The sequence below is a fragment of the Streptomyces sp. NPDC059861 genome (assembly GCF_042731435.1).
Classification (GTDB): Bacteria; Actinomycetota; Actinomycetes; order Streptomycetales; family Streptomycetaceae; genus Streptomyces.
The window spans coordinates 49,601-71,644 of the sequence record NZ_JBHWJQ010000041.1 but is presented as its reverse complement, the minus strand read 5'-3'; the positions used below and the strand labels follow the sequence as shown (position 1 = coordinate 71,644).

Genomic DNA, 22,044 nt, shown 5'->3' with positions numbered 1-22,044 from the left:
TCACAGCTTGCCGCCCCGCCCGCCCTCGCGCCGCGCGGGCGCGATGAGCGTGGAGAGATACGGCAGTGGCGCCCCGCCGAGCTCGGCGGCGGGCCGGACCGACTCCTCCGGCAGCCCGAGCGCGGACCCCCAGACGGCGCCCTCCAACCGGCCGCTCTCCCGGAGCGCCTCGGCGACCTCGGCCGCCTGCCGCCCGAACTTGTAGGCGACGACGGTCCCGGGACCGTTCAACGCGTCCTTCAGCACGGCGGCACCGGCGGTCACCGGCACCAGCGTGAGCGGCTCGGTCCCCTCCGTCAGCACCGCACCCGACCGCGCGGCGAGGTCCTGCATGGCGGTGATGCCGGGCACCGTCTCGATGACGGTGCCCGGGACCGACGCGGCGACGGTCTGGGCGAGATAGGTGAACGTGGAGTACACGTTCGGGTCCCCGATCGTGGCGAACGCGACGTGGGCGTGCCGCCGCAGCAGCGCGGCGACCCGCTCACCCGCCGCGTCCCACGCCGCCTCACGCCGGGCCCGGTCGGTCCGCTCGTTCAGCGCGAACACGACCCGGACGACCTTCTCCTCGGGCACGTAGTGCAGCACGGTCGCCTCGGCACGCCCCCGCTCACCGCTGTCCATCACCGGTACGACGACGACCTCGGCGGCGCGCAGGGCGTTCACGCCCTTCACGGTCACCAGCTCCGGATCGCCCGGCCCGACCCCCACTCCGACCAGCCTGCTGCTCATGACGTCCGGCACCTCTCCACGAACCGACGGGCGACACCGGGCGTGGACGCCCAGTGCGTGTGCAGATAGCTCGCGTGCACATCGCGCTCCACAAAACCTTCGACGTGCGGCCCGGGGTCACGCACCCCCCAGGCGGGCGCCGGCCCGGCCGCCGGCTCGACGACCGTGCGGTGGAACTCGTGCCCCCGCATCCGCGTCCCCGCCCGCGCGAGCACACTGTCGCTCACGGCGACGGCGTCCCGGTACCCGAGGGTCAGCCGCTGCGACATCCGCGCGTGGGCGTCCAGCACCCCGCACATCGGCTGCCCGTCCAGCTCCCGGCACAGATACAGCAGCCCGGCACACTCGGCGGCGACGGGCGCGCCCCGCTCCGCGAGCGCCGCGACGGCCTTGCGCAGCGGCTCGTTGGCCGACAGCTCCCCGGCGTACACCTCGGGAAACCCGCCCCCGAGAACCAGCCCGCGCGTCCCGTCGGGCAACCGCTCGTCCCGCAACGGATCGAACACCACGACCTCGGCCCCGGCGGCGGCGAGCAACTCGGCGTGCTCGGCGTAGGAGAAGGTGAAGGCCGGTCCCCCGGCGACGGCCACCTTCACTCGCGGGCCGGAACCCTCTTGCCGTGAAGCCCCCAGGGCCTCAGCCGGATCCCACACCGCACACGGCAACGCCGCCGCCCCCCGCGCAAGCCCCAGCAGCCCCTCCAGATCGCACCCGGCCTCCACCTGCGCGGCCATGGCGGCCACCGCCTCGAGTGCCGAAGCCCGCCGCTCGGCGACCGGCACCAGCCCCAGATGCCGCGACGGCGTGTCGACCTGTGGCGCCCGTCGCAGGACACCGAGCACCGGCACCCCGGCCGAGTCCAGCGCCTCCCGCAGCAACTCCTCGTGCCGGTCCGAGGCGACCTTGTTCAGGATCACGCCCCCGACCCGCACCTCCGGGTCCCAGGACGCGAACCCGTGCACCAGCGCCGCCACCGACCGCGACTGCGACGACGCGTCGACCACGAGCACGACCGGAGCCCGCAGCAGCTTGGCGACGTGGGCGGTGGACGCCAGCTCACCCTCCCCGGCGGCACCGTCGTACAGCCCCATCACCCCCTCGACCAGGGCGATGTCGCAGCCGCGCGCCCCGTGCAGGAACAGCGGAGCCACCAGCTCCGGCCCGCACAGGTACGCGTCGAGGTTCCGCCCCACCCGCCCGGTCGCGAGCGCGTGGTACCCGGGGTCGATGTAGTCCGGCCCGACCTTGTGCGGGGACACGGCGAGCCCCCGCGCGGCGAACGCGGCCATCAGCCCCGTGGCGACGGTGGTCTTGCCGCTCCCCGAGGAGGGCGCGGCGACGACCAGCCGGGGCACGGACGTCACCACTCGATGCCCCTCTGCCCCTTCTGCCCGGCGTCCATCGGATGCTTGACCTTGGACATGTCGGTCACGAGATCGGCGAGGTCGAGGAGCTTCTCCGGCGCGTTCCGCCCGGTGATCACCACGTGCTGGGTTCCCGGCCGGTCCCGCAGCACGGACACGACCTCGTCGACGTCGACCCACCCCCAGTGCATCGGATAGGCGAACTCGTCCAGCACGTACAGCCGGTACGTCTCGGCGGCGAGGTCCCGCTTGACCTGCTCCCAGCCCTCCCGGGCCTTCTCCTCGTTGGTCGAGTTGTCACCCTGGAGGTCCCGCTGGACCCAGGACCACCCCTCGCCCATCTTGTGCCAGTCGACGGACCCGCCCTCACCGCTGGCGCCCAGCACCCGCAGCGCGTTCTCCTCTCCGACCTTCCACTTCGCCGACTTGACGAACTGGAACACCCCGATCGGCCAGCCCTGGTTCCAGGCCCGCAGCGCCAGCCCGAAGGCGGCGGTGGACTTGCCCTTCCCGATGCCCGTGTGCACCACGACCAGCGGCCGGTTCCGCCGCTGACGCGTGGTCAGTCCGTCGTCCGGTACGACTTCCGGCTGCCCCTTCGGCATTACGCGGCCCTCCTGTTGCTGCCCTGGACATCCCTGACCAGCCCGGCGATCGAGTCGGCCCGCAACTCGTCCAGCGTCACCGCCGTACCGCCCAGCTCACCCGCGAGCTGCCCCGCGAGCCCCAGCCGCACCGGCCCCGACTCGCAGTCCACGACCACCGAGGCGACCCCGTCGGCGCCGAACAGCCGGGCCGCCCGCCCGGCGTTCGCCACGGGCTCCGGCCCACCGGTGGCCCGCCCGTCGGTCACCACCACGAGCAGCGCCCGCCGCGCCGGATCCCGCAGCCGCTCCACGCGCAGCACGTCGTGCGCCTTGAGGAGACCGGCCGCGAGCGGCGTACGGCCCCCCGTCGGCAGCGACTCCAGCCGGACCGCCGCCGCGTCCACGGACGAGGTCGGCGGCAGCGCGACGTCGGCGCCGGCACCCCGGAAGGTCACCAGGCCCACCTTGTCCCGCCGCTGGTACGCGTCCAGCAGCAGCGACAGCACGGCCCCCTTCACGGCGCTCATCCGCTGCCGGGCCGCCATGGACCCGGAGGCGTCGACCACGAACAGCACGAGATTGCCCTCGCGCCCCTCCCGCGTCGCCTGCCGCAGATCGTCCCGGCGCACGACCAGACCCCGGCCGGACCGTCCCCGCGCCCGCTGATGCGGCGCCGCGGCCTGCACGGTCGCCGCCAGGTGCAGCTTGGTCAGCGCCCCCTGGGGCCGCCGGGCCCCGGTGGTCCGCCCGTGCTCCGTCCGCGCCCGCGAACGCCGCCCGGCCGCACCCTCGCCGATCCCCGGCACGCTCAGCACCTTGGTCCGGAACGGCTCGGCCGCCCGTACGGCGGACTGCTCGCCGGCCCCGGCGGGGGCGGGCTCACCCTCGGCCGACTCCTCGGGCCGCGCCCCGCCGTCGTCACCCCGCGGCCCCACGTCGGGCTGCCCGCCGCCTCCGTCGGGACCGCCGCCCGGCCCGTCCGGGTCGGGGTCTTCGTCCCCGTCGTTCCCGTCGTTCCCGGACGAGTCCGCGAACTCCTCCAGCGTCTCGTCCAGCTTGTCCTCGTCGAGGCCCGGCGCGTCGAACGGATTGCGCCGGCGCCGGTGCGGCAGCGCGAGCAGCGCGGCCTGCCGCACGTCCTCCGCCAGCACATCGGTCCGCCCCGCCCACGCGGCCAGCGCGGTGGCGGTGCGCGCCATCACGATGTCGGCCCGCATGCCGTCCACCTCGAAGGCGGCACAGGTCGCCGCGATCTGCCGCAGCGCCCCGTCACCCAGCCGCACGGACGGCAGCAGTTCCCGCGCCGCCGCGATCCGCGCCCGTACGGCGGTCTCCTCGGCCGCCCACCGGCCCGTGAACCCGGCGGGATCGGCGTCGTACGCCAGCCGCCGCCTGACGACCTCCACCCGCTGGCCGGGCTCCCGCGAGGCCGCGACCTCGACGGTCAGCCCGAACCGGTCGAGCAGCTGCGGCCTCAGCTCGCCCTCCTCCGGGTTCATGGTCCCGACGAGCAGGAACCGTGCGGCATGCCGCACGGAGACACCCTCCCGCTCGACGTACGACGCGCCCATCGCGGCCGCGTCCAGCAGCAGGTCGACCAGATGGTCGTGGAGGAGGTTGACCTCGTCGACGTAGAGGATCCCGCGGTGCGCGGCGGCGAGCAGTCCGGGCTCGAAGGCCTTCACGCCCTCGGCGAGCGCCCGCTCGATGTCCAGCGCGCCGACCAGCCGGTCCTCGGAGGCACCGACGGGCAGCTCGACGATGCGGGCCGGCCGGTGTGCCCCGGCGCCGGGCTCGTGCGGTCCGTCCGGGCAGGCCGGGTCCGGCGCCGCGGGGTCGCAGGAGAAGCGGCAGCCGGGCACCACGGCGACCTCCGACAGCAACGCCGAGAGCGCCCGCACCGCCGTCGACTTGGCCGTGCCCTTCTCACCACGGACGAGTACGCCGCCGACCGCCGGCGACACGGCGTTCAGCAGCAGCGCGAGGCGCAGGTCGTCCTGGCCGACGACGGCCGTGAACGGAAAGGGGGTGCTCACTTGTCGTCGCCCTCCAGGTCGCCTTCGAGTTCGAGGTAGGTGGCGCGCAGCCGTTCCAGCGTCTGCGCGTCCGGCTCCGCCCACAGCCCCCGGTCGGCGGCCTCCAGCAGCCGCTCGGTGATGCCGCGCAGCGCCCATGGGTTGGACTGCTTCATGAAGTCCCGGTTCTCCGGGTCGAAGACGTACTCCGCGCTCAGCTTCTCGTACATCCAGTCGTCGACGACCCCGGCGGTGGCGTCGTAGCCGAAGAGGTAGTCGACGGTCGCCGCCATCTCGAAGGCGCCCTTGTAGCCGTGCCGCCGCATCGCCGCCATCCAGCGCGGGTTGACCACGCGGGCGCGGAAGACGCGGTGGGTCTCCTCACCGAGCGTGCGGGTCCTGACCTGGTCGGGGGTGGCCGAGTCACCGACGTACGCCTCGGGGGAGGCGCCCGTGAGGTGGCGGACCATGGCGACCATGCCGCCGTGGTACTGGAAGTAGTCGTCGGCGTCGACGAGGTCGTGCTCGCGGGTGTCGACGTTCTTCGCGGCGACCGCGATCCGCCGGAACGCCGTCTCCATGTCCCCGCGCGCCGCGCGCCCGTCGAGCCCGCGCCCGTAGGCGTAACCGCCCCAGACGGCGTACACCTCGGCGAGGTCGGCGTCGGAGCGCCAGTTCCGGGCGTCGATCAGCGGCAGCAGCCCGGCGCCGTAGGCGCCCGGCTTGGAGCCGAAGACGCGGGCCGTGGCGCGCCGCCGGTCGCCGTGCCCGGCGGTGTCCTCGTCGGCGTGGGCCCGTACGTAGTTGGAGTCGGCGGGCTCGTCCAGCTCGGCCACCGCCCGCACCGCGTCGTCGATCAGCCCGACGACGTGCGGGAACGCGTCCCGGAAGAAGCCCGAGATGCGCACCGTGACGTCGACGCGCGGCCGGCCCAGTTCGGCCAGGGGGACCACCTCGAAGCCGTTCACCCGGCGCGAGGCGTCGTCCCACACCGGACGGCAGCCCAGCAGCGCGAGGATCTCGGCGATGTCGTCGCCCTGGGTGCGCATGGCCGAGGTGCCCCACACGGTGAGGCCCACGGACTGCGGGTACTCCCCGTTGTCGGCGAGGTAGCGCTGCACCAGTGAGTCCGCCAGTGACTGGCCGACCTCCCAACTGAGCCGCGAGGGAATGGCCTTGGGGTCGACGGAGTAGAAGTTGCGCCCGGTCGGCAGCACGTTGACCAGGCCGCGGGTCGGCGAACCCGACGGGCCGGCCGGCACGTAACCGCCGTTCAGGGCCTTGAGGATGTGGCCGATCTCGTCGGTGGTGCGGGCGAGGCGCGGCACGACCTCGGTGCAGGCGAAGGCGAGCACGGCCTCGGCGTCCGGGAGGTCGGTGCCGACCACCTCCCGCACGTGGGCGGCGCTCTCGGACGCCGCCCACCCCCGGGCCTCCATGCCCTCCGCGATCCGCCGGCACAGCTGCTCCAGCAGGTCGATCGCGTCCGCGGCCGTGCGGGAGGGCCCCTCGACCAGGTCCGTCAGCTCGACCGGCACCTTCACCGGCGCGCCCGGCTCGGCGAGCAACTCCTTCTCGGCGAGCCCGAAGTGCGCGGCCAGCGTGGCCCGCAGCCCCGGCAGCGCGTTCGCCTGCCCGCCCCACACCTGCGAGGCCCGCAGGACGGCGAGGACCAGGTTGACGCGCGGCTCGCCCTCGGGCCCGCCGCCGAGGATGTGCAGACCGTCCCGGATCTGCACGTCCTTGATCTCGCACAGATAGCCGTCGATGTGCATCACGAACTCGTCGAACGTGTCGTCGTCCGGCTGCTCGTCGACATGCAGGTCGTGATGGAGCTCGGCGGCCTTCACCAAGGTCCAGATCTGCGCGCGCACCGCGGGCGCCTTCGCCGGGTCCAGGTCGGAGACCAGCGCGTACTCGTCCAGCAGCTGCTCCAGCTTGGCCAGGTCGCCGTACGTGTCCGCACGCGCCATCGGCGGTACGAGGTGGTCGACGACGGTGGCGTGTCCGCGCCGCTTGGCCTGGGTGCCCTCGCCGGGGTCGTTGACGATGAAGGGGTAGACCAGGGGCAGCTCGCCGAGGACCGCGTCCGGGGCGCACCCGCCGCTCAGCCCGAGTCCCTTGCCCGGCAGCCACTCCATGGTGCCGTGCTTGCCCATGTGGACGATCGCGTCGGCGCCGAAGGAGTTGTCCAGCCAGCGGTAGGCCGCCATGTAGTGGTGGGACGGCGGCATGTCCGGGTCGTGGTAGATCGCGATCGGGTTCTCGCCGAAGCCGCGCGGCGGCTGGATCATCACGACGACGTTCCCGAACTGCAGGGAGGCGAGCACGATCTCGTCGCCGTCGACGTACAGCGAGCCCGGCGGCTCGCCCCACGCCTTGAGCATCGCGTCCCTGAGCTGAGGGTCGAGTGTGCCGAACCACTCCCGGTAGTCCGCGAGCGGCACCCGCGCCGGGGCGGCGGCCAGCTGCTCCTCGGTGAGCCACTCCACGTCGTGCCCACCGGCCTCGATCAGCCGGTGGATCAGCTCGTCGCCGCCCGCCGGGTACTCGGTGAGCGCGTATCCCGCGTCGCGGAGCGCGTCCAGCACACGTACCGCCGAGGCGGGCGTGTCCAGGCCGACCGCGTTGCCGACGCGCGAGTGCTTGGTCGGGTACGCGGTGAAGACCAGCGCGATCCTCTTGTCCTGGTCCGGCTTGTGCCGCAACCGCGCGTGCCGTACGGCGATCCCGGCCACCCGCGCCGCCCGCTCGGGGTCGGCGACGTACACCGGGACGTCGTCGGGGCCCTGCTCCTTGAAGGAGAACGGCACGGTGATCAGGCGCCCGTCGAACTCCGGGATGGCGACCTGCATCGCCGCGTCCATGGGGGACAGGGCGGCGTCCGACTCGTCCCAGGCGCTCCGCGACGAGGTCAGGCACAGCCCTTGCAGCACGGGGACGTCGAGGTCGGCGAGCGCCCCGACGTCCCAGGACTCCTCGTCGCCGCCCGCCGAGGCCTGCGAGGCGTGGGTGCCGCCGGCGGCCAGGACGGTGGCGACGAGCGCGTCGGCCTTCGCGAGGATCTCGTACAGCCCGGCGTCGGCGCCGCGCAGCGAACCACAGTACACGGGGAGGGCGTTGGCGCCGCGCGCCTCGATCGCGTCGCACAGGGTGTCCACGAAGGCGGTGTTGCCGCTGAGCTCGTGGGCCCGGTAGAAGAGCACCCCGATGGTCGGGCGGCCCTCGTCGAGGGCACGGGAGCCACGGACGCCGTACTCCGGCATCTTCCGCGGCTCGACGAACCCCTCGCCCGTCAGCAGCACGGTGTCCGACAGGAACCGCGCCAGCTCGGTGAGGTTCTCGGGCCCGCCCTCGACGAGATAGCGCAGCGCCTCCGCCACGACACCGGCGGGCACGGACGACTCGGCCATCAGCTCGGCGTCCGGCACGGTCTCGCCGCCGAGCAGCACGGTGGGAATCCCCGACGTCCGCAGGACGGCCAGCCCGTCCTCCCAGGCCCGCTTGCCGCCCAGCAGCCGTACGACGGCGATGTCCGCGCCCTCGATCAGCGCGGGCAGCTCGCTGTCGGCGTCGACGCGGGTCGGGTTGCCGATCCGGTAGGAGGCGCCGGAGGCACGGGCCGCCAGCAGATCGGTGTCGGCGGTCGACAACAACAACACAGTGCTCATGCGGGCGCTCCCGGTGGAATGAAAGGCAGTCCTTGCGGCGCGCCGGACTCGATGAGCCGCCACAGCGCGTCCGTGTCCGCGTGCTGTTCGATCAGGTCGCCGAGCCGGTCGAGCTGTTCCTCGCGCAGCGCGGCGAAGGAGGTGCCGGGCGCCGGCACGAAGCGGCGGCCCGCGGCGGCGGCCACCTCGCGCAGGAAGGCCCGCCGGAATCCGTCCGACTCCAGCGAGCCGTGCCAGTGCGTGCCCCAGGTCTGGCCGACCCGGCAGCCGTCCAGGAAGGGCTCGCCGCCCGTGACGTCGGCGACGCCGTGATGGATCTCGTAGCCCTCGACATGCTCTCGAAGGGCCTCGCCGACCGGCCGGGCGAGGGTCTTCTCCCGGGCGAACCGCACCCGTACGGGCAGGATCCCCAGCCCGTCGACGCGGCCGCGCCGGCTCTCGACGTCGTCCTCGATGTGCTCGCCGAGGATCTGGAAGCCGCCGCAGATCCCGAGCACGGGCCGGTGCTCGGCGGCCCGGCGGGCGAGGGCCGCCGCGAGCCCCCGCTCGCGCAGCCACTCCAGCGCCCGTACGGTCCCGCGCGTCCCCGGTACCACCACGAGGTCCGCGTCCGCCAGTTCCTCCGGCCGGTCCACGAACCGCACCACGACGCCGGGTTCGGCGGCGAGGGCGTCCACGTCCGTGAAGTTGGACATCAGCGGTACGGCACACACGGCGACGCGCAGCACGTCCTCACCGACGGGCGGGGCGACGACGGACTCCCGCACGGACCCGCGCAGCGACACACGCAGCCCGTCCTCCTCGTCGATGCCGAGCCCGTGCCGGAACGGCAGCACGCCGTAGGTGCGCCGCCCGGTGAGCGAGTGGAGCATGTCCAGGCCCGGCTCCAGCAGGGAGACGTCCCCGCGGAACTTGTTGACGAGGAACCCGGCGACGCACTCCTGGTCCTGCGGCGACAGCAGGGCCACGGTCCCGAAGAACGAGGCGAAGACACCGCCGCGGTCGATGTCGCCGACGACGAGCACGGGGAGCCGGGCGTTCCGGGCGATCCCCATGTTCACGATGTCGGTCCGCCGCAGATTGATCTCGGCCGGGCTGCCGGCCCCCTCGCAGATCACCGCGTCATACGTGCCCCGCAACTCGGCGAGACAGTCGAGCACGGTCCCCAGCAACGCCTGCTGCCGCCCGCCGTGGTAGCCCCGCGCGCTCATCTCCCCGATGGGCCTGCCGAGCAGCACGACCTGGCTGCTGCTCTCCCCGCCCGGCTTGAGCAGCACGGGATTCATCAGCGCGGTCGGCTCCACCCGGCACGCCTGCGCCTGCATGGCCTGCGCCCGCCCGATCTCGGCGCCCTCGCGGGTGACGAACGAATTGAGCGACATGTTCTGCGCCTTGAAGGGCGCCACCTTGACGCCCTGACGCACGAGCCACCGGCAGATCCCGGCGGTGACGACGCTCTTGCCGGCGTCGGAGGTGGTACCGGCGACCAGCAGCCCACGACCGGTCATGCGCACCTCCTCGACAGCCGTCCCCGCAGCCACGCCCCCGCCGCACCGGCCCCCAGGGCCAGCCAGCCCACCCGCCGGGACAACCGGACGGCCCGCTCGATGTCGCCGACTTCCACCGCACGCCCCCCACCGTTCAGCACGGGCCGGTGCTCGACCCGGCCCGCATACGACAACGTCCCCCCGAGCCGCACTCCCAACGCCCCGGCGAACGACGCCTCCACGGGCCCGGCGTTGGGACTCGGATGCTTCGCCGCGTCACGCCGCCAGGCCCGTACGGCACCTCGCGGGTCACCGCCCGCCAGCACGGCGAGCGAGGCGGTCAGCCGGGCGCCCGGCCATCCGGCGAGATCGTCCAGCCGTGCGGAGGCCCACCCGTAGCGGCGGTGGCGCGGCGACTTGTGCCCCACCATCGCGTCCAGCGTGTTCACGGCGCGGAACCCGAGCAGCCCCGGGACCCCGCCCACGGCCCCCCACACCAGCGCACCCACCACCGCGTCGGACGTGTTCTCCGCGACGGACTCCACCACCGCCCGCGCGATCCCCGGCGCGTCCAGCGTCTGCGGGTCCCGGCCGCACAGATGCGGCAGCCGCGCCCGCGCCGCCTCGACGTCCCCCGCCTCCAGGGCGCTCCCGACGGCCCGGGCCTCCCGCCCGAGCGAGGTCCCGCCGACAACGGCCCAGGTGGCGACGCCGGTCAGCGCGACGGAGGCGGTGGGGGAGGACCGTACGACCCGGTGGGCCGCGGCGCCCAGCGCGACGGCGCCACCGGCGCACACGGCGGCGTGCAGCGCGCCCCACCCGCGGTGGTCCCGCCACAGCACCCGTTCCACGGCACCGGCGGCCCGCCCGAACGCGGCGACCGGATGCCCGCGGCGGGGATCGCCGAGGAGGAGGTCGCCGAGGAGGCCGGCGGCGGCGCCGTACGCGAAGACGCGATCGGCACGCACCGGCTCAGCCGGCCGTGCGGGCGGGCAGAGACCTGGTACGGGACCTCGATGAGCGGCCGGGCATCGCGATATGTCCTCACTCAGGGTGTCCACGCCCTGGTTCGACGAGACCGGCGGTGAGAGTTCCTGGCTCCCGGGGAGTTTCCTCCCCGGTCACAGTGGCGGGACCGCGCCGGATTCGCACCGGGCTTCCTCTCCTGCCGCCGTACATGGCCCCGGAAGTCCACCACGGGGCCGGAACGGCCGTCAACTGGCCGTTGACCTGCGACGGGGCAATTGTGCTGAGGCCCACACGGCACGGGCGGCACCGGTCTCCCGCCCGCCGCGCCCGCCCTCGCCGGCATACGACGAAGCGCCCTGCCCGGGCCCCCGTCGAGGGCACCGCGCAGGGCGCGAGAAATCACCGACGGCCGTCAGGCCGCGGCCGGTTGGACACCGTCGTCCGGCGATCGGGCGAGTGCCGTCAGGCCACGATCAGATAGATCCCGTATCCCACGGCCGCCGCGCACGCCGCGAACGCGGCATACGCGCCGGTCACCGCCAGCGTCGCCGACTCCCCCTGCGCCACCGCCCGTTCGCGCCGCGACAGCCCGGTGACACCGAGGGTGAACAGGCCCACCAGAGCCACCGTGACCACGAGGCTGACGCCGAAGACGGAGCCCAAGGCCGCCCAGTCGATCTTCATGCTTGTGCTGCTTCCTTCGGTAAAAGGGTGCTCAGACGCCGGCTTGCGAGGGGGTCGGCTCCGAGGCCGACGACTGCCTGGGGAACGTGGCGGTGAGGTCGTCCGCGGGAGTGCCGGCCGGCGGCGGCGTCACCGCGGCCATCGCCGTCGTCACCACACCGGCCGGTTCCCCGGCCGCGTCGTTGACGTTCGTGTGGTCCACGACCTCCCGGCGGGAGATCTTCCAGATCGCGGCGCTCGAGCCGATCAGGAAGACGGCGACCAGGGCGGTGCCCCAGGGGCCGAAGCCCGTCACCCACTCGGCGATCGCGCCGACCAGCGCGGCGGCCGGCAGGGTCAGACCCCAGGCGACGAACATCCGGGTGGCGGTGGACCAGCGGACCACTCCGCCCTTGCGGCCCAGCCCCGCGCCCATCACCGCACCGGAGACCGAGTGCGTGGTGGAGAGGGAGAAGCCGAGGTGGGAGGAGGCGAGGATGACGGTCGCGGCGCTGGTCTGCGCGGCGAAGCCCTGCTGCGGCTGAAGGTCGGTCAGGCCCTTGCCCATGGTGCGGATGATGCGCCAGCCGCCGAGGTAGGTGCCGAGCGCGATGGCGACGCCCGCGGAGAGGACGACCCACACGGGCGGGTCGGAGTCGGGGGCGAGGGTGCCGCCCGCGACCAGGGCGAGGGTGATGATGCCCATCGTTTTCTGCGCGTCGTTGGTGCCGTGCGCCAGCGAGACCAGGCCCGCGGAGGCGATCTGGCCGGCGCGGTAGCCCTTCGCGGAGGCCTTGCCGTCGGCCTTCCGGCCGAGGCGGTACGTCAGCCGGGTCGCGAGCATCGCCGCGACGCCCGCGACCAGCGGGGCGGCGATCGCCGGGATCAGCACCTTGGTGACCAGCACGTCCCCGTGGACGGCACCCACACCGGCCGAGGCGACGGTGGCGCCGATCAGCCCGCCCATCAGGGCGTGCGAGGAGGAGGACGGCAGGCCGACCAGCCAGGTCAGCAGGTTCCACAGGATCGCGCCGACCAGTGCGGCGAAGATGACCTCGGGACGGATGCCGCTCTCGTCGACCAGGCCCTTGGAGATCGTGTTGGCGACCTCGACGGAGAGGAAGGCGCCGACCAGATTGAGGACGGCGGACATGGCCACCGCGATCTTGGGTCTGAGGGCACCTGTCGAGATGGTGGTGGCCATCGCGTTCGCGGTGTCGTGGAAACCGTTCGTGAAATCGAACGCGAGAGCGGTTACCACCACAATCGCGAGGATCAGCGAGATGCCTTCCATTTACCCAGGCAATCGTTCGAGGTCATTGGCTGGACGAACGTAGGTAACCCAAGTGAACGAAAGGTGAACTGAGAGGGGCTTGCGGGTGTCCGTGGAAGGGGGTGGTTGTACCCCGGGAGCCGTCGGCCCGCACGCCGTGCCGCCGGCCCGGGGCCCCGTATGGCTACAGGCCCTTCGCGAACCGCCTCAGCTGGGCCATGGACCCGTTGAAGAGATTTTGGTCACCCGGCAGTCCGCCGCCGTTGTCGTACTGCCAGAAGGTCCACAGCGACCACCCGGCAGGCAGTGTGCCCGCGCTCGCCGCGTCATGACGTGCGATCCACAGGGCGTGGTCGCCGCCGAAGGCGCGGCTGCCGCCCGTGCACAGATTCCACCAGTGCGTCGTGGTGTAGATCACCGACGCCGGCCGGTGAGCCGCCGCACCTCGTCGCTGAAGGCCCGGACCCAGGCGACCATCGCCGCCCTGCTCAGGCCGTAGCACCTCTTCCCCTTGTCGTACGGGTTGTACTCGATGTCGAGCGCGGGCGGCAGCGTCCAGCCGTCCGCCCGCCAGCCGCCGCCGTTGCGGACGAAGTGGGCTGCCTGGGCCTTGCCCGCCGACCGGTCCGGCAGGGCGAAGTGGTACGCCCCGCGGACCAGGCCCGCGTCGCGGGCGCCGTCGTACTGCGGGCCGAAGTACGGATTGCGGTAGGTGGTGGACTCGGTCGCCTTGACGTAGACGAACCGCGCTCCCTTCGACCGGGCGCGCGGCCAGTCGACGTCCCGCTGGTGCGACGAGACGTCGTGCCCCTTCGGGCTGCCCGCCGCGCCGGCCGGGACCTCGGCCAGCGCGGTCCCCCCGATCGCGAGCGCCACCGCCGTGGCCGCGAGAACGCGTCCGCGGCGGCGTGACGGTGTGCGGCGGCGTGACGGTGTGCGGTCACGGGCCATGTTTCCCCACGGAACGGCGACGTGCGAGAAATCGCGACGTGCGTGACAAATCCCCCGGAAGCGTAGGGGAAGGTCGCCGACCGCTGATCGCTCTCCGGCCAACCGGGAGCAGAACGGGCCGAAGGGTGCTACGCGCCCTGCCGGATCCGCCGGTTCCCCCCTACAGTGCGCCCGCGCACGGCGGGTGGGGACATGCCGGCGGCCCGCCTGGCAGGATCGCGGCATGGCTGAACAACGGTGGGAACAGCGGGATGCGCGGGGCGCCCCCGGTGACGCGCGCGACGCGGCCGGGACGCGGGGAGGCGCTGTGCCGGACGAGGAGGCCCGGGCCTGGGAGGAACTCGTGGCCACGGCGCGCCGGACCGTGTCCGAGGGTCTGGTCGTCGGCACGTCCGGCAACGTCTCGGTACGTGTGGGGGACACGGTCCTGGTCACCCCTTCGGGCGTCCCCTACGACCGGCTCACCCCGGACGACGTCACCGCCGTCGACCTCGACGGGCGCCAGGTGCGCGGCACGCTCGTGCCGACCAGCGAACTGCCCATGCACCTCGCCGTTTACCGCACCACCGACGCCCACGCCGTCGTCCACACCCACGCCGTGCACGCCACCGCCGTCTCCACGCTCGTCCCCGAACTCCCGGTGATCCACTACATGGCCGGTGCGCTCGGCGGCCCCGTCCGGGTCGCCCCCTACGCGACGTACGGCACCGACGAGTTGGCCGAGAACATGCTCCGCGCGCTGGCCGGCCGCTCCGGCTGTCTCCTCCAGAACCACGGCACCGTCACCCACGGCACGACTCTCGCCCAGGCCTACGACCGCACGGCCCAGCTGGAGTGGATGTGCCGCCTGTGGCTGACGGCGTCCGCCGTGCCGGGCATGACGCCGTCCCTGCTGTCGCGGGAGCAGCTGAAGGAGGCGGGGGAGCGGCTCCGGGGATACGGTCAGCGCGGCTGACCTGAATACGGGCGGTCGCCCCGTACCACCCGGAGCGCCCCCTTTCCGTGCGCCACGTCGCATCACCCCGTCCCGTCGTTCCGCTGGCCGCCGGACGGGCGGGACAGGACACTGGACGGGTGCGCACTGCCAAAGCGACGGCCGCTGCCGTCACCGCCATCACGGTGGCCGGGGCCGCAGCCGTGGCCGCCGGCCGGTTCGCCAGTGACGCCGCGCTGAAGGCGCCGCCCGGCCGGCCCCTGCCCACCGAACCCCGGCTCACCGTGCACGGCACGGCCGCGGGCCGCGTCACCCTCACCCGCACCCTCGCCTCCCTGCGCCCCGGCAGCTACGGTCTGGCGGGCGACGGCTGCCACGCGGTGGTCGGCCCCGTCCTGGACTCCGCCCCGCACCCGCCCGACTCCGTCGTACGCCGCCTGGAACGCGTCGCGCACGGCAGCCTGGAGCCCGGCGACAAGGTCCGGCTCACCCCGAGCCTGTACATCGGCGACCCCGGCACCGCCCTCGGCCTGGACCACACCGACGTCGAGATCCCGGGCGAACTCGGGCCGCTGCCCGCCTGGTTCGTGCCCGGCGCCCGGGACACCTGGATCATCACGGTGCACGGCCTGGGCGCCGGCCGGGAACTCCCCATGAATGTCATGGCGTTCCTGCACGGCCTGCGCTTCCCGGTGCTCGACCTCGCCTACCGCGGAGACCCCGGCGCCCCCCGCTCCCCGGACGGACTGAACCACCTCGGCGAGACCGAGTGGCGCGACCTGGACGCCGCGGTCCGCCACGCCACGGCCCACGGCGCCGCACGCGTCGTCCTGTACGGCTGGTCCACCGGCGCCACCATGGCCCTGCGCACCGTCGCGCACTCCTCGCTCCGGGACCGTGTCGGCGGGCTCGTCCTGGACTCCCCGGTGCTCAACTGGGAGGCGACCCTGCGCGCCCTCGCCGCCGCCCGGCGCACGCCCAGCCCGCTGCTGCCGCTGGCCGTCCGCGCCGCCCAGGGCCGCACCGGTCTGTACGGTGACCGCATCGACGAGGCCGCCCATCCCGAGCGGCTGACGGTCCCGGCCCTGATCCTCCACGGCCCGGACGACCTGGTGGCCCCCTGGGCCTTCTCCCGCCGCCTGGCCGACCGCCGTCCCGACCTGGTCACCCTCCACACCGTCCCGCAGGCTCCGCACAACGCCATGTGGAACGTCGACCCGAGCGGCTGCGAGGAAGCGCTGCGCCGCTTCCTGACACCGATGATGTGACGCCGCCGCCCCCTCCTGGCCCGGCCGCTCCGTCAGCCCCGGACCACGGTTCCGTTTAACGCCGTACCACTGTCCGGATTTCGGCCGGCACCCCCTCCCCGGGGCCGTCCCTTGGCCACTCCCGTCGCCCCACGTGACATTCCGTTTGGGTTTTCGGACCGTCAACCGGAAGACTGCACCCGTGACGTCCCGTATCCCGCGCGACTCCAGGCTCCGACTCGTCCGCCCGCGACCCCTGGCCGCCGCCCCCCGAGCGATGAACCAGCAGCGCTCACGCCGCCCCGCCCCCCGCCCGCCGGAGGGCACACCGGCCCCCGCGGAGCTGGCCAAAATGGCGCGCTCCAGGCTGGCGGGCGCGGCCCGCGTCGCCCGCTGGGCCGACGCCGCCCTGCGCCCGGGCAAAGGCAACGCGACCTCCGGCGGCAAGGCCACACTCGCCGACGCGACCGCCGAACGGGCGGCCGGTGAACTGGGGCTGACGGCGGCCCAGATCCGCGCCGAGTGGGACACCGCCCGCCTCGCCGGGCTCGTCGAGGTGCACGGTGACATCGCCCGCCCCGGCTGGCGGCTGCGCGCCTGGGACCGCGACGACACCGCCGTCCTGCGCGGCTGGGTCGCCTTCTTCGACGCCTGGTCGCTCGCCCATCCGGAACCCGCCGACCACGAGCCCGCCTCGGTCGCCGAGGTCGTCTCGGCGATGCCGCAGGTGCTCTCCTTCCTCCAGCTCTCGGCCGGCCCGGTCCCCGTCGAACAGCTCCTCGATCTCCTCCAGCAGCGGGTCACGGAACTGCGCACCGAACGCTGCGAGGTCCCCTACGGCCCCCAGCGCGAACCCGCGAGCCCCCCGGTCCCCGGCACCGCGGCCACCGTCGACGCCGGGCCCGAGGACACCGAGCTCGCACCCCTCCTCGACTGGGCCCTGCACGCCCTCGCCTCCGTCGGCGCCCTCACCTACGGCGCCGGGCAGGCCACTCTCACCCCCCTGGGCAGCTGGGCGGTCTGGGTCAAGCTGGAGCAGATCTGCGTCGCCGCGCAGAGCCCCGCCGGCAACATCGAGGCCGTCGCCGAGGACATGCTGCGCGGCTGCGCCCAGCTGCGGCCCAACGCCGCCCGCGCCGAGTACCGCGCCTGGCTCGCGGCCCGGCCGGTCGGCAGCGCCGTCACCGAACTCCTCGACGCCGCCCGCGGCGAGGACGCCCTGCTGCGCGGCCTGGCCTTCGAGGCGCTGCGGGTTGTCGGCGCACCCGCCGAGCCCGACGTCCGCGGCGTGCTCGACGAGCCGACGCTGCGGCCGTACGCCCTGTTGTGGCTCGCCGAGCACGACGGCGCCGATGCCGAGGACGCCCATGAGGTGCTCACCCGGGAGGAGGCCACCTGGCTGTGGGTCGACACGGCCGCGGCCGTCGCCGACCACGGCGAGGCCCCGCTCCTGGTGCGGCATCTGGAGTCCGCCGTGCAGCCGACCGTGCCCGCCCTGCTCGACGAGGTGCGTGCCGTGGGCCATCCGCGCACCGTGCAGGTCCTGGTCGCGCTGGCCGCCGCGCACCCCGACCCCGCCCTTGCCAAGGCCGTGCGCCGCGCGGCCTTCCAGGTGCACACCGGGGGCAACTGAGGCCGCGCGCGGTCAGTCGGCCGTGCGGGGCGCGTAGGTGCCGAAGCTCCAGACGTTGCCCTCGGCGTCCCGGGCCATGTAGTCCCGTGAGCCGTAGTCCTGGTCCGTCGGGGGCATCAGGATCTCCACGTTGTGGTCCACGGCCTGCTGGTGGTGTGCGTCGACGTCGTCCACGACGACGTACACCCCGACCGGTCCCGCGTCCTTCATCACCGTGTCGAAGAGCCCGCCGCGGCCCTTCGAGCCGATCATCACCCCGCCGTTGCCCTGCACCAGCTCGGCGTGCGTCACCGTGCCGTCCTCGCCCTCGTAGACGGCCAGTTCCGTGAAGCCGAGGGCCTCCGTGAGCTGCTTGATCGCCGCTTTCGCGTCCGCGTACAGCAACGTCGGGTAGATGCTCGGACCGCCACCGCTCGTACCTGCCATGCCGATCACTCCTTCGTGCGTCGGGGCTGTGCGTCGGGGCCGGGGTCGCCGTACGAGGACCCGCCCGGTGCGTTCATCGTGGCATCCGCCACCGACAACGCCGCCCGAAAAGCACAAAAGCCCCGGCCGGACGCGGGCCGCACCGAAGCCGGCCGGTGCCGGGCCGTACCGAGGCGTCCCCGGCGGCTGCGAGCCTCAGCCGAAGGTGTTGCACCGGGCCATGTCCCCGGTCCTGTACCCCTGCTGGAACCACGCCTGGCGCTGCTCCGCCGACCCGTGCGTCCACGTCTCCGGCGTCACCCGCCCCTGGAACCGCTCCTGGATCCGGTCGTCGCCCACGGCCGCCGCCGCGTCCAGGCCGTCACGGATGTCGGAGTCGGTGAGGCTGGTGATCAGCGGCCGCCCGGTCGACTCGTCCGGGGTCGTCGTGGCGTGGTGCGCCCACACCCCGGCGTAGCAGTCCGCCTGCAGCTCCACCTTCACCGCGTTGCTGTTCGCGCCCGTCCCGCCGTCCTGCGCCCGGCCGAGGGCGCCCATCAGGTCCTGCACGTGATGCCCGTACTCGTGGGCCACCACGTACGCCTGCGCGAACGGCCCGCCGCTGGAGCCGAACTTCGTCCGCAGCTCGTCGAAGAACCCCAGGTCCAGATAGACCTTCCGGTCACCTGGGCAGTAGAACGGCCCGACCGCCGAGGTCGCGGCGCCGCACGCGGTGCCGACCCGCTGGCTGAAGAAGACGGTGGGGGAGCGCGAGTAGGTGCCTCTGCGCCGCTGGAACTCCTCGTCCCAGAAGTCCTGCACGCTGTTGACCACCGCCACCGTCCGGCAGTCGTCCTTGGTGTTCGCGTCCTGCCCGGTACGGCAGTTCTGCTGCACCTGCGCGAGCGAGGACGAGGTCGGCACCGGCTCCGCGCTTCCGTCGGTCAGGCCCAGCTGGTCCGGCCCGACACCGAGGAAGAGGCCGAGGAGCAGCGCCAGCAGACCGGCGAGGCCACCACCGACGGTCGCCCTGCCACCGGGGATCCGGCTGCCGCGGACGTCCTGCACCTCGGACGTGTCCAGCCTGGCGTCGTCGTCGAACTGCATGAACGCACCACCCTCTGCCGCACAGTCCCCCTCGCGCCATCCTCACGGGCCTGAGGCCTCCCGGCGCCGGGCGGGCGTCCGAACGGGCGACGTGCCCACCGCGGCCCCGCCACCTCCCGGCGGCACCCGGCACCCCTCGTTACGCTCTGCGCCTGTCCGCGAGCACGGCTGTCGAAGGGAGCCCGGTGGTCGTCCTGCCGGCCGAGGCGAAGCCGACCGATCGCCTCCCTCCGCCCGATCCCCTCGCCCCGGACACGAAACCCGCCGCACCCCCGCCCTCGCCGCGCGCGCCCCGCCGCCTCCCGGCAGCCGTCGCCGCCCTCCTGCTCACGGCCCCGCTCCTGGCCGTCGCCCACCAGGCCCGGCCGGCCCCCTACGGAGACCGCCTCACCGTGCACGCGCGCGTGCAGCACCCGCCTGCGGAACTGCGGATCCGCAGGGGAGCCGTCGAGGCGTACGAACGGGCCACGGGAGGAGTCCGCTGGCGCTACACCCGCGAAGGGGCCCGCCCCTTGACCGTGCTCCCCGCGCGCGGGGAGGCGATCACGCTCTGGGACGACGGACTCGTCACCGACACCGACGGCACCACCGTCCACTGGCACCGCGCGCTCCCGGCCGCCGCCGGCTGGCTCGCGGCACACGGCGGAACGGGCGTCCTGCGCCCGCTGGGCCGCGGCATCCTCGCCGTCGTCACCCCGGGCCGCATCGCGGCGTACCGCACCGCCGACGGCGACCTGCGCTGGGTACTGCCGGCCCGCAGGGGCTGCGCCTTCCGGCCGGAACGCGCGCTGCGCCGAGGCGGCGCCCTGCTCGTCGCCCAGCCCTGCACGCGCGCCGCCTGGACCACCCAGCTCGTCGCCGTCGACGACCTCGGCCGGATCGCCCCGCACCGCACACCGCTCGCCAACGACGCCTCGGGCCGGCGACCCGGCCACCTTGACCACTTCCACGAACCTGACCGGTTCGAGGGCCCGCAGCCGCGCTCCGCCCGCCCGCCTGCGCCGCCGGAACGGACGCACCCGCCAAAATTGCTTGCACGGCCCCGTTAGACTGGCCCCATGGCCATTCTCCTCGCGCATTAGACGGCGGGAAACGTCCTCAGCCGCCCGTCCCGCCAACCACCCGCCCAGGAGTCTGTCCGTGATCTCCGCCTCCGGCATCGAGCTGCGCGCCGGTGCCCGCGTCCTCATCGAGTCCGCCACCTTCCGTGTCGCCAAGGGCGACCGCATCGGCCTGGTCGGCCGCAACGGCGCCGGCAAGACCACCCTCACCAAGGTCCTCGCCGGTGAGGGCCAGCCTGCCGGCGGCACCGTCACCCGCTCCGGCGAGGTGGGCTACCTCCCGCAGGACCCGCGCACCGGCGACCTCGACGTGCTCGCCCGCGACCGCATCCTGTCCGCGCGCGGCCTGGACGTACTGATCCGCAAGATGCGCGACAACGAGCAGCGCATCGCCAACGGCAAGGGCGCCACCCGCGACAAGGCGATGAAGCAGTACGAGCGTCAGGAGACGGAGTTCCTGACCAAGGGCGGGTACGCCGCGGAGGCCGAGGCCGCCACCATCGCCGCCGCGCTGAACCTGCCCGACCGGGTGCTCGGGCAGCCGCTGCACACGCTCTCCGGCGGTCAGCGCCGCCGGATCGAGCTGGCCCGGATCCTGTTCTCGGACGCCGACACCCTGCTGCTCGACGAGCCCACGAACCACCTGGACGCGGACTCGATCATCTGGCTGCGCGACTATCTCAAGACCTACCGCGGCGGCTTCATCGTCATCTCCCACGACGTCGACCTGGTCGAGACGGTCGTCAACAAGGTGTTCTACCTGGACGCCAACCGCTCCCAGATCGATGTCTACAACATGGGCTGGAAGCTCTACCAGCAGCAGCGCGAGGCCGACGAGAAGCGCCGCAAGCGCGAGCGGCAGAACGCCGAGAAGAAGGCCGCCGCGCTGCACTCGCAGGCCGACAAGATGCGCGCCAAGGCCACCAAGACGGTCGCCGCGCAGAACATGGCGCGCCGCGCGGACAAGCTGCTCAGCGGCCTGGAGGCCGTCCGGCAGTCCGACAAGGTCGCCAAGCTCCGCTTCCCCGAGCCCTCGCCCTGCGGCAAGACGCCGCTCACCGCCGAGGGACTGTCCAAGTCGTACGGCTCGCTGGAGATCTTCACCGACGTCGACCTGGCCATCGACAAGGGTTCCCGGGTCGTCATCCTCGGCCTCAACGGCGCGGGCAAGACCACCCTGCTGCGGCTCCTCGGCGGTGTCGAGAAGCCCGACACCGGCCAGGTCATCGAGGGCCACGGCCTCAAGCTCGGCTACTACGCGCAGGAGCACGAGACCCTCGACCCCGAGCGCACGGTCCTGGAGAACATGCGCTCCGCCAACCCCGACCTCGACCTCGTCGAGGTCCGCAAGACGCTGGGTTCCTTCCTGTTCTCCGGCGACGACGTCGACAAGCCGGCCGGTGTCCTGTCCGGCGGCGAGAAGACCCGGCTCGCCCTCGCGACCCTCGTGGTGTCGTCGGCGAACGTGCTGCTCCTCGACGAGCCCACGAACAACCTCGACCCGGCCAGCCGCGAGGAGATCCTCGGCGCGCTGCGCACCTACAAGGGCGCGGTCGTCCTGGTCACCCACGACGAGGGCGCCGTCGAGGCGCTCCAGCCGGAGCGGATCATCCTGCTGCCGGACGGCGTCGAGGACCTGTGGGGCTCGGACTACGCAGACCTGGTCGCCCTCGCCTGATCGCCCGCGGCGCGATCGTTCGCCCGCTCGACTGCCGATCGGTCGCTCGACCGATCGGTCAGTTCCGCTTGATCGAATGGTTGATCCACTGCCTATGGATCATTCGGCCTAGCCGTGATCCATCATCTGTGTGAGATCTCCTCGTACCCCGGTGTGTCCTACACCCATTTCCCGCCACATCCCTTTGTCGACAAGGCCTCGGTGGCGCCATGGCCTGACCTGGCACTTCATGGAACAACCCGTTCGGCCGTATGCGTGCCACGCGGC

Annotated in this window: 16 protein-coding genes, 1 pseudogene and 1 riboswitch; of the genes and pseudogenes, 5 read left to right on the top strand and 12 right to left on the bottom strand. The window is 73.5% G+C overall.

Features of this window, described 5'->3' with window-relative positions; translation table 11 throughout:
- From cobI to ACFV6X_RS29455, 10 genes and pseudogenes are all read right to left on the bottom strand, one after another.
- Entirely contained in the window at positions 1-732 is a 732-nt protein-coding gene (gene cobI / locus ACFV6X_RS29500) for a precorrin-2 C(20)-methyltransferase (protein ID WP_385388502.1), read from the bottom strand.
- A complete protein-coding gene (locus ACFV6X_RS29495; protein ID WP_385388499.1) occupies positions 729-2,099 on the bottom strand; it encodes a cobyrinate a,c-diamide synthase in 1,371 nt (456 codons plus the stop codon). The genes cobI and ACFV6X_RS29495 overlap by 4 nt, the downstream gene beginning before the upstream one ends.
- Entirely contained in the window at positions 2,093-2,701 is a 609-nt protein-coding gene (gene cobO / locus ACFV6X_RS29490; protein WP_385388496.1) for a cob(I)yrinic acid a,c-diamide adenosyltransferase, read from the bottom strand. Before cobO ends, ACFV6X_RS29495 begins: the two co-directional genes overlap by 7 nt.
- Positions 2,701-4,719: a putative cobaltochelatase gene (locus tag ACFV6X_RS29485; RefSeq protein WP_385388494.1), complete on the bottom strand. Its 2,019-nt coding sequence runs from the start codon at positions 4,717-4,719 to the stop codon at positions 2,701-2,703. The genes cobO and ACFV6X_RS29485 overlap by 1 nt, the downstream gene beginning before the upstream one ends.
- Positions 4,716-8,369: a cobaltochelatase subunit CobN gene (gene cobN / locus ACFV6X_RS29480; RefSeq protein ID WP_385388491.1), complete on the bottom strand. Its 3,654-nt coding sequence runs from the start codon at positions 8,367-8,369 to the stop codon at positions 4,716-4,718. Before cobN ends, ACFV6X_RS29485 begins: the two co-directional genes overlap by 4 nt.
- Entirely contained in the window at positions 8,366-9,877 is a 1,512-nt protein-coding gene (locus tag ACFV6X_RS29475) for a cobyric acid synthase (protein ID WP_385388489.1), read from the bottom strand. The genes cobN and ACFV6X_RS29475 overlap by 4 nt, the downstream gene beginning before the upstream one ends.
- Entirely contained in the window at positions 9,874-10,824 is a 951-nt protein-coding gene (locus ACFV6X_RS29470; RefSeq protein ID WP_385388487.1) for a cobalamin biosynthesis protein, read from the bottom strand. Before ACFV6X_RS29470 ends, ACFV6X_RS29475 begins: the two co-directional genes overlap by 4 nt.
- A 120-nt stretch (positions 10,825-10,944) precedes the next feature.
- A riboswitch (cobalamin riboswitch) is annotated at positions 10,945-11,020 on the bottom strand.
- Between the two features lie 267 nt (positions 11,021-11,287).
- A complete protein-coding gene (locus ACFV6X_RS29465) occupies positions 11,288-11,509 on the bottom strand; it encodes a hypothetical protein (RefSeq protein WP_365452852.1) in 222 nt (73 codons plus the stop codon).
- A 31-nt stretch (positions 11,510-11,540) separates the two neighbouring features.
- Positions 11,541-12,782, bottom strand: a complete 1,242-nt coding sequence (locus ACFV6X_RS29460; protein ID WP_385388484.1) for an anion permease — start codon at positions 12,780-12,782, stop codon at positions 11,541-11,543.
- A 163-nt stretch (positions 12,783-12,945) separates the two neighbouring features.
- Positions 12,946-13,712, bottom strand: a pseudogene (locus tag ACFV6X_RS29455) (lysozyme).
- Positions 13,713-13,935: 223 nt separating this feature from the next.
- On the opposite strand from ACFV6X_RS29455, the gene ACFV6X_RS29450 reads away from it, so the two are divergent.
- The 3 genes from ACFV6X_RS29450 to ACFV6X_RS29440 all read left to right on the top strand — a co-directional run bounded on the left by ACFV6X_RS29450 (position 13,936) and on the right by ACFV6X_RS29440 (position 17,526).
- Positions 13,936-14,667: a class II aldolase/adducin family protein gene (locus tag ACFV6X_RS29450; RefSeq protein ID WP_385388482.1), complete on the top strand. Its 732-nt coding sequence runs from the start codon at positions 13,936-13,938 to the stop codon at positions 14,665-14,667.
- A 119-nt stretch (positions 14,668-14,786) separates the two neighbouring features.
- The gene (locus ACFV6X_RS29445) at positions 14,787-15,914 is read left to right on the top strand and encodes an alpha/beta hydrolase family protein (protein ID WP_385388479.1); all 1,128 of its coding nucleotides are present in this window, start codon (positions 14,787-14,789) and stop codon (positions 15,912-15,914) included.
- 181 nt (positions 15,915-16,095) lie between these two features.
- On the top strand, positions 16,096-17,526 hold the full coding sequence (locus ACFV6X_RS29440; protein ID WP_385388477.1) for a hypothetical protein: 1,431 nt from the start codon (positions 16,096-16,098) through the stop codon (positions 17,524-17,526).
- 12 nt (positions 17,527-17,538) lie between these two features.
- Here ACFV6X_RS29440 and ACFV6X_RS29435 read toward each other — a convergent pair whose 3' ends face one another.
- Entirely contained in the window at positions 17,539-17,952 is a 414-nt protein-coding gene (locus ACFV6X_RS29435; RefSeq protein ID WP_385388474.1) for a VOC family protein, read from the bottom strand.
- Positions 17,953-18,147: 195 nt separating this feature from the next.
- Positions 18,148-19,038, bottom strand: a complete 891-nt coding sequence (locus ACFV6X_RS29430; RefSeq protein WP_385388471.1) for a neutral zinc metallopeptidase — start codon at positions 19,036-19,038, stop codon at positions 18,148-18,150.
- Positions 19,039-19,223: 185 nt separating this feature from the next.
- On the opposite strand from ACFV6X_RS29430, the gene ACFV6X_RS29425 reads away from it, so the two are divergent.
- Both ACFV6X_RS29425 and ACFV6X_RS29420 read left to right on the top strand, forming a co-directional pair.
- Entirely contained in the window at positions 19,224-20,087 is an 864-nt protein-coding gene (locus ACFV6X_RS29425; RefSeq protein WP_385388469.1) for a hypothetical protein, read from the top strand.
- A gap of 91 nt (positions 20,088-20,178) precedes the next feature.
- Entirely contained in the window at positions 20,179-21,777 is a 1,599-nt protein-coding gene (locus ACFV6X_RS29420; RefSeq protein ID WP_365452829.1) for an ABC-F family ATP-binding cassette domain-containing protein, read from the top strand.
- The last annotated feature ends 267 nt before the right edge of the window (positions 21,778-22,044 follow it).